The organism is Lutibacter sp., assembly GCF_040883305.1.
GTDB lineage: Bacteria > Bacteroidota > Bacteroidia > Flavobacteriales > Flavobacteriaceae > Lutibacter.
The window spans coordinates 1-4,706 of record NZ_JBFLKT010000225.1; the positions used below are offsets into that span (position 1 = coordinate 1).

Consider the following 4,706-nt stretch of genomic DNA (forward strand, 5'->3'; position numbering starts at 1 on the left):
AGTTCAGGTTGAAGGACCATTTAAGCCAGAATATTATAGGTACTAATAAGTCTTTTATATATATAACAAAAGCTTCGTATTTAACTAAATACGAAGCTTTTTTTTAACTCCAAATTCAATCAATTTTTGTTATTGCTTAAAAGTTATTTTTATAAAAAAAAATTATAAACCTTGTAAATGGAAAATATTCTTAATTTTTGTGACTAATTGATTTTTACATATTCAAATAATTTCATTATTATTGTGGATTAAATACCAATACCCCTAAATGCATACTCGATACCCCTTAGTAAAGTCATTAATTTTACTGGTTTTTGGTTTTTTTTTATCTACAATAGTTACCTATAATTATAAAAAAGATAACGATAAAAAAGTTAAAAACGAGCTTAAGAATAAAGCTACGGATTTAAGAGATAAGATTCAAAGCCGATTAAATGCATACATGCAATTCTCACTTACAAGTTCTGCGTTTTTTCATTCAAGTGATACTATTACAAGAGATGATTGGAAAGTTTTTGTAGAAGGAAGTAAAATATCAAAACATTTAGTAGGATTTCAAGGTGTCGCTTATATTAAGCATGTTCCAGATTATTTTTTACAAAAACACATAAATCGTGTTAAAGAAGAATTAAAATATAATTATTCTGTATTTCCGAAGAAGGAATTTAAGGTATACACTCCAATTGTTTTTATAGAACCATTTGTTGGAAGAAACTTAGGTGCTGTAGGGTTTAATATATCTTCTAATTCTTCAATGAAAAGAGCTATTGAAAAAGCCAGAGATTCTAACCTGGTTATTTTAACCGATAAAGTTACTCTTATCCAAGAAGGTTCAGATAACCTTCAACCTGGTATTGTAATGTATTCTCCTATTTACAAGAAAAACACATTTTTGCAAACAATTGAAAATAGAAGAAAATTTATAACTGGTTGGGCGGCAATCTCCTTAAGAATGAATGACCTTATGGATGGGGTTATTAGTAATATTGATACTGAATTAAGTAGCCGTATTAATTTAAAAATATATGATTCTGATAAAACTATTGAAGAAAACCTTTTATTTGAAAGTAATAATAAGGAATACAACAATAACTCGTTATCTAATACTTTAACACTACCTATAGTATTTAATGATAAAAGTTGGACATTACAGTTTTTTCAACTAAAAAAATCCTTTTTAGCAACGTTCAATTATTCTATATTTTTCGGCGGAATCATAATTAGTATTTTGTTAAGCCTATTGTTATATTCCCTATTAAATACAATTAATATTGCCAAAAAAATGGCGAGTAAACTAACTATTAATGTATCCGATAAAAATGAAGAATTGGTTAGGGCAAACAGATTGTTAAACAAAAGTTTGTCTGAATTGAAAATAGCCAAAGTAAAGGCCGAAGAAAGTGACCGTTTAAAATCAGCATTTCTAGCAAATATGAGTCATGAAATTCGTACACCTATGAATGGAATAATGGGTTTTGCCAGTTTATTAAACGAACCAAATTTAACCGGAGAAAAGCAACGGTTCTATGTCGACATTATTGAAAAAAGTAGTAAGCGCATGCTTAATATTATTAATGATATTATAGATATTTCGAAAATAGAATCTGGACAGATGGAGACTAATCTTAAAGATGTTAATGTAAATGAATATTTAGAAATTGTTTATAATCTATTAAGAGTAGAAGCAAAAGAAAAAGGTTTAACACTGTTGTATAAAAATGGCTTACCTTATAATCAAGCCTTTATAAAAACAGACCAAACTAAATTTTATTCTATTCTTACCAATCTTGTAAAAAATGCAATTAAATTTACTGATAAGGGTACTGTTGAATTTGGTTATATTAAAAAAGCTGGTAACCTTGAGTTTTATGTAAGAGATACAGGTATTGGAATTAAAAAAGAAAGACAAAAAGTTATATTTGAACGATTTATTCAAGCAGACATTGAAGATATTCAAGCAAGACAAGGAGCTGGATTAGGATTGTCAATAACCAAAGCTTTTGTTGAGCTTCTCAATGGGAAAATTTGGATTGAAAGTAGCAAAGATGTAGGGTCTACATTTTACTTTACACACCCTTGTGATTATGAGGAAGAAGATATTAATACTAATTTAAAAAAAGTAAACCTAGACAAGGCATCTGGTGATATCAAAAAACTTAAAATATTAATTGCTGATGACAATAAAGAATCTGCAATATTGTTGAAAATCCTTTTAAGAAATATTGTCAGAGAAATTATTACAGCCGAAACAGGAAAGGACTCAGTTGAAATTTGCAGGAATAATAAAGATCTAGATTTAATTTTAATGGATATTCAAATGCCTGAATTAAACGGTTATGAGGCAACACACCAAATTCGAAAATTTAATAAGAATGTAGTTATTATTGCACAAACTGCTTTTGGACTTTCTGGTGATAGAGAAAAAGCGTTAGCGGCTGGTTGTAGTGATTATATTTCGAAACCTATTCAAAAAGACTTATTATTATCATTAATTCAAAAATATTTTAAATAAAGAGGAATTAGCGTATCTGTCTAAATAGATCTCTAGACTTACTGATTAAAGTTGGTGTGTACCTTTCCTGTTTTCGTAACAAAACAAAAAACCACTCATATTTGAGTGGTTTTTTTTGTGCAATTCACTCTAATTATACAAAAGATATCTTTTTCGTACAGTAAAAGTATATTACTTTTTATATTTAATCGAGGGGAAATAACACCTTTTATTAAAGGGGATATTTCCCCTTTTTAATACTTCAACCAACCTTCTTTTTCTAAAACTTTGTTTTTTTAGTTTTTTTTAGATGTTTTTCTTCGACAATCGCGAGTTTACATATTTTTATAAAGAGTGTTAAAAAGCAGTTTCTACTTTGTAAATTACTAAATAGGTTGTTCTTTTGTGAAGTTTTAACCCTAGCCCCATTTGAAAAAGTATTATACTTATTCCGTCCTACTCCTAATAATTACTATTATAGTTTTATTGTTCAGTTATAAAAATGAAGGTTTTAGAACGGCTAAATTAGCTGATATTGTTTCAGACACCTCTTCAATTGAAATAACGGAACCTATTCTAGAAGAAAATTATCCTATTGAAATAACACAAAAAGTTAGTCATAAACTAGATTCATTATTACAACGAATTAATAAAAGACACGATTTTCATGGTTCGGTATTGGTTGCGAAAAACGGAAAAATAGTTTACAACAATCAGGTTGGTTATGCCAATTTCAGAAAGAAAGAACCACTTAATAAAACATCTTTATTTCAGTTAGCTTCTGTAAGTAAACAATTTACAGCTGCGGCTATTATGATATTGTACGAAAGAAATCAAATTAAACTTACAGACACTGTAAATAGCTATTTTCCAGATTTTCCTTATGAAGGTGTAACAATTAAAAACTTGCTCAACCATACAGCTGGATTACCAAAATATTTTTGGGTTGCAGAACACAAATGGAAAAAAGAAAAAGCACCAACTAACAGTGAAATGATGAATTTATTTGAAACAAGCAACGTGCAAAGGTTTTTTAAGCCAGGACGCAATTTTGATTATTCAAATACTGGATATTTAGTACTGGCTTCTATTGTTGAAAAAGTTTCTGGAAACAGTTTTAGTTCATTCCTGGAAAAAAACATTTTTGAACCTTTAGAAATGAATGATTCTTTTGTGTATAATTCAGAAAATAAAAATGTTAATAATAATCAATTGTATGGATATCGACTTTATAAAGGTTGGAGGCATTTAAAAATTAATAATACCGTAAATGATGCCATTGTTGGTGATAAAAATATTTATACAACCAGTGAAGATTTATTTAAATGGACTTTGGGATTGAACAATGGAAAATTAGTATCTCAAGAATCTTTAAACCTAATGTACACCAAAGGAGAAACTATTTCTAAAAGAAAGATTCCGTATGGTTTTGGTTTTAGAATCGATCCTAAAGATGATAATATTGTTTACCATCATGGCAAATGGAATGGATTTAGCACAGGGTTAACACAATATTTAGAAGATAATTTGGTAGTTATTGTTTTAGAACACACTAGCTATAATGCAATAACTTCATTAACTAAAAAGGTTAAGACCATTGTTAATGAAAATTTAAAAGTTTAGTTGTATTTAGAAAGAAAAACTAAATTAAAAATTTAGTTTAAACAAAAAAACTCAAACAACATTGTTTGAGTTTTTAATGATTTAGATCCAAATTATATTGCCTTTATAGTTAACGGAATCGTGTAGATTTCGTTTTTAACACCTGGATTTTGTAATTTTTTAGAATTTATATGTTTTCTAATGTAATCTTTTACATTTTTTCTATTTGAATCTACGTTTAAGACAACAATCTCTCCGCTTGAATTAAATGTAAAAGTAAATTCTACTTTAAAATTTTCATCTGCTTCAAATTTTGAATTATCTAATAAATTTACAATCTGATCTCTAATTTCTGTATTTTTATCATCTAATCTTTCTGAAGCACATAAAGTTGTAGATCCAAAAATAAAGGCAAGTACTAATAGTTTTAAATTTCTCATAATTTTAGTTTTAATAATTGTTTTAATGATTTTTTTTAATAATCGTATCTTCTTGAATTATTCCATTGTGTTCTTTTAGCATTAGCTATATTTAATGGAATTAATTTCTTTTTGTTTGATTGTTGTTTTGTAATACTTATAGTTTTCATAATTATAATTTTAATAATGTTTAA

3 protein-coding genes are annotated in these 4,706 nt (G+C 27.3%); 2 read left to right on the forward strand and 1 reads right to left on the reverse strand.

The genetic code is table 11. The features are described from left to right. The first annotated feature begins 268 nt into the window (after window positions 1–268). Together AB1Z17_RS07090 and AB1Z17_RS07095 are read left to right on the forward strand one after the other, a co-directional pair. A complete protein-coding gene (locus AB1Z17_RS07090) occupies window positions 269–2,512 on the forward strand; it encodes a CHASE domain-containing protein (protein WP_368051101.1) in 2,244 nt (747 codons plus the stop codon). A gap of 465 nt (window positions 2,513–2,977) precedes the next feature. Continuing rightward, on the forward strand, window positions 2,978–4,114 hold the full coding sequence (locus tag AB1Z17_RS07095) for a serine hydrolase domain-containing protein (protein WP_368051102.1): 1,137 nt from the start codon (window positions 2,978–2,980) through the stop codon (window positions 4,112–4,114). Between the two features lie 92 nt (window positions 4,115–4,206). On the opposite strand, the gene AB1Z17_RS07100 is transcribed toward AB1Z17_RS07095, so the two are convergent. After that, the gene (locus AB1Z17_RS07100; RefSeq protein ID WP_368051103.1) at window positions 4,207–4,533 is read right to left on the reverse strand and encodes a hypothetical protein; all 327 of its coding nucleotides are present in this window, start codon (window positions 4,531–4,533) and stop codon (window positions 4,207–4,209) included. Between the last annotated feature and the right edge of the window lie 173 nt (window positions 4,534–4,706).